The 597-nt window shown below is 51.9% G+C and carries 1 tRNA gene and 2 rRNA genes; all 3 read right to left on the bottom strand.

The window, feature by feature from the left end:
- Positions 1–24 precede the first annotated feature (24 nt).
- A 5S ribosomal RNA gene (rrf, locus tag UC14_RS21720) occupies positions 25–140 on the bottom strand.
- Between the two features lie 36 nt (positions 141–176).
- Positions 177–252: transfer RNA gene (locus tag UC14_RS21715), tRNA-Thr, on the bottom strand.
- Between the two features lie 50 nt (positions 253–302).
- Positions 303–418: ribosomal RNA gene (gene rrf, locus UC14_RS21710) — 5S ribosomal RNA — on the bottom strand.
- Between the last annotated feature and the right edge of the window lie 179 nt (positions 419–597).

Genomic DNA, 597 nt, shown 5'->3' with positions numbered 1-597 from the left:
GCAGGGCTTTTGTCTTTTTTTGATGCCTGGCAGTTCCCTACTCTCGCATGGGGAGACCCCACACTACCATCGGCGCTACGGCGTTTCACTTCTGAGTTCGGCATGGGGTCAGGTGGGACCACCGCGCTAGTGCCGCCAGGCAAATTCTGTAATTTACCGAACTCTACGCTTATTACTGGTGCTGATACCCAGAGTCGAACTGGGGACCTCACCCTTACCAAGGGTGCGCTCTACCAACTGAGCCATATCAGCACGCTAATTCTTATAACAATCCGCGTAAAAGCGAACTTTACTTATTTGATGCCTGGCAGTTCCCTACTCTCGCATGGGGAGACCCCACACTACCATCGGCGCTACGGCGTTTCACTTCTGAGTTCGGCATGGGGTCAGGTGGGACCACCGCGCTACTGCCGCCAGGCAAATTCTGTTTCATTCATACCGCTCACCCTACATCAGGCTTGCACTACGAACCAATCTCGGAACTTCAGCTGAAAATCTACTTCAAGTCTCTAAAAACACCTTTGGTGTTGTAAGGTTAAGCCTCTCGGGTCATTAGTACTGGTTAGCTCAATGCATCGCTGCACTTACACACCCAGC

Origin of the sequence: Rahnella sp. NRRL B-41462 (assembly GCF_003263525.1) — a bacterium.
Classification (GTDB): Bacteria; Pseudomonadota; Gammaproteobacteria; order Enterobacterales; family Enterobacteriaceae; genus Rahnella; species Rahnella aceris.
Note: the sequence above shows the minus strand (reverse complement) of the source record. Positions and strands in the feature narration are given on the sequence as shown.